Source organism: uncultured Cetobacterium sp., from assembly GCF_947039425.1.
In the GTDB taxonomy this organism is placed as follows: Bacteria; Fusobacteriota; Fusobacteriia; order Fusobacteriales; family Fusobacteriaceae; genus Cetobacterium_A.
The window spans coordinates 1-2,747 of sequence record NZ_CAMQYW010000272.1; the positions used below are offsets into that span (position 1 = coordinate 1).

Consider the following 2,747-nt stretch of genomic DNA (forward strand, 5'->3'; position numbering starts at 1 on the left):
ACACCAGGACGTACACTCTTTCCCTACACGACGCTCTTCCGATCTAATATCAGCAAAGGAATCAGGAATAAAAAATGTTATTTTAATAGAAAAACTTGATATTTTAAGTGGAAATGGAAAGTTTGATATGAACTTTTTTGATATGATAAATTCAGAAGCTCAAAAATCTAATGGGATAACTGATTCAGTTGAAAAATTTGTAAAAGATAAAAGTAAAGCAAATGATACAAAAGAAAGAATTATAGCTCAAGGAAAAGGAGCTTTTGTTTTAGATAAATGGTTAAGAGGAATGGGAATTGAATTAAATCATAACTATAGTAATAGAAGTCACATGGCAGAAAAAGATGCCTATGCTGGAGAAGAAGTTCAAACAGGATTAGAAAAGAAAGCAAAAGCTTTAGGAGTAGATATAAGAACTGGAACAAAGGGATTAGATATAATATTTACCAGTGGAGTTGCAACAGGAGTGAAGGTACAAAATAAAAATAATTTCTATGATATAAATGCAAAAGCTGTAGTTTTAGCAACAGGAGGATTTTCTCATAATAAAGAACTTCTTGAAAAGTATGCACCAGGATCAGAAAAATTAGCAACATCAAATCAAATGGGAGCAACAGGAGACTTTATGCCTATATTTGAAAAGCATGATTTGAAAGTTGATAATTTAGATGTTTTAAGTATTTTTTCATTTATATTAATACCATCAAGAGATTTAACAGGTGGTGGTGATGGATTTATGTTAATTAATCAAAATGGAGAAAGATTTACTAGTGAAAAAACAGCTGGAATAAAAACAGCCAATGATATATTGACTCAACCAGGAGCATATGCTTATTATGTATATGATCAAAATTTATATGAATCAAGTTATCGTTTACAAAAACATACAAAACAAGGATATCATATTAAAGCTAATACACTAGAAGAATTATCTAAAAAAATAGGAGTTCCTGAAAAAGTTTTACTTTCTACAAGAAAAGAGTTTAATGCAGGGATTCGTGGAGAGAAAAAAGATAAATTTAGAGAGGTTCCATTTAAAAGAGAGTTTAAAACAGAAGGGCCATTTTATGCAGCAAAAGTTGAATCAGCAGTGCATATGACTAAGGGTGGAGTAGTTGCTAATGATAAAACAGAAGTTATTAAAGAGAATGGAAAAGTAGCAAAAGGACTTTACGCAGCAGGAGAGGTAGTAAGTTCTAGTGCAGCTTATAGTGCATCAGTAGTATTTGGTCGTATAGCTGGAGAAGAAGCAGCAAATTATATAAAAAAATAAATAGAATGAAGAGAGGAAAAGCCTCTCTTTTTTTCTATAATACAAAGCAAGATTTACAAAAAAAGGAAATTATGTTATTTTATAGAAAAGACATTATATGGAGGTAAAAAAATGCAAGGATTTAAAACATTTCTATTAATGTTAGCAATGACAATGCTTCTATTATTTATAGGTGGAACAATAGGTGGAAAAACTGGAATGACAATAGCTTTAGTTTTTGCAGGAGCTATGAATTTTATTTCATATTGGTTTAGTGACAGAATAGTACTTTCTATGTATAGAGCTCAAGAGTTACCTGAAAACCATAGAGTTTACTGGATTACTAAAAAATTAGCAGAAAATGCAGGGATACCAATGCCTAAAGTATATATGATAAATGAGAGTCAACCAAATGCATTTGCAACAGGAAGAAATCCTAAAAATGCAGCTGTTGCAGTGACAAGAGGTCTGTCTGAGATTATGGATGAAAATGAATTGTCAGGTGTTATAGGACATGAGTTAGGGCATGTAATTCACAGAGATATACTAATTCAAACAGTTGCAGCAACACTTGCTGGAGCTATAGCTTACTTAGCAAATATAGCTAAATGGTCAGCTATATTTGGAGGGAGAAGAGATGACGATGATGATAGTGGAGGTATTTTAGGACTTTTAGCAATAACAATATTTGCTCCAATGGGAGCTATGTTAATTCAAATGGCAATCTCAAGATCTAGAGAGTATAAAGCTGATGAGTTTGGGGCAAAAATAAGTGGACACCCAAGATATTTAGCAAGTGCTCTTAGAAAGTTAGAAACATACACATCTCAAATACATATGGATGCAGTACCAGCAACTGAAAATATGTTTATAGTTTCACCTCTTGCAGGAAATAAAATGGCCAATTTATTTAGTACACATCCAAGTACGCAAGATAGAATAGCAAGACTTGAGGAGATGTATTAATATTAAAAAATTTGACAATTGTTAATTTATACAGTAAATATATAAAGTAAAGGAGTAAATGTTATGGATAATAATTTTATTTCTAAAAAATTTATTATGTTATTTGTAGTACTTATTTTGATTTTATTAGTATATATATTGTTTGAAATGGAAATTTCTAATGAAGAGGAATTAGAAAGAATTTTAACATTTAGAAAGATAAGAATACACCGTTAATGTTAAGAAGTTAGATAATTTCTAACTTCTTTTTACTATGCCAAAAGTTTGACAGAAAAAAATAATTGTTATATACTGGCAATAGTTTATTAAGGCGGTGTAAAATGAAGTGGAAAGTACTAACAATTGAAGATAGAAATATAATACAAAAATTTTTAAAAGGAAGATTTGAAACTTCTGATATGAATTTTACAAATATCTTTTTATGGAGTAAAAGTGAAAATGTGAAATATAAAATAGAGGATGAAATATTGTATTTTACTGGAGAATATGAAAACGATAAATATTATTTATGTCCAGTATTACAAGATGA

Annotated in this window: 2 protein-coding genes and 1 pseudogene; all 3 read left to right on the forward strand. The window is 29.9% G+C overall.

The window, feature by feature from the left end; translation table 11 throughout:
* The first annotated feature begins 1,384 nt into the window (after positions 1-1,384).
* Positions 1,385-2,218: a zinc metalloprotease HtpX gene (gene htpX / locus Q0V09_RS10355; RefSeq protein ID WP_297489306.1), complete on the forward strand. Its 834-nt coding sequence runs from the start codon at positions 1,385-1,387 to the stop codon at positions 2,216-2,218.
* A 63-nt stretch (positions 2,219-2,281) separates the two neighbouring features.
* Positions 2,282-2,434 (forward strand): hypothetical protein, encoded by a 153-nt coding sequence (locus Q0V09_RS10360; RefSeq protein WP_297407001.1) that lies wholly within the window; start codon positions 2,282-2,284, stop codon positions 2,432-2,434.
* Positions 2,435-2,538: 104 nt separating this feature from the next.
* Positions 2,539-2,747 (forward strand): annotated as a pseudogene (locus Q0V09_RS10365) (hypothetical protein); the annotation flags it as partial.

Coding starts and splice junctions, on each gene's coding strand:
- htpX (WP_297489306.1), top strand. CDS start 1,385: ATGCAAGGATTTAAAACATTTCTATTAATGTTAGCAATGACAATGCTT.
- Q0V09_RS10360 (WP_297407001.1), top strand. CDS start 2,282: ATGGATAATAATTTTATTTCTAAAAAATTTATTATGTTATTTGTAGTA.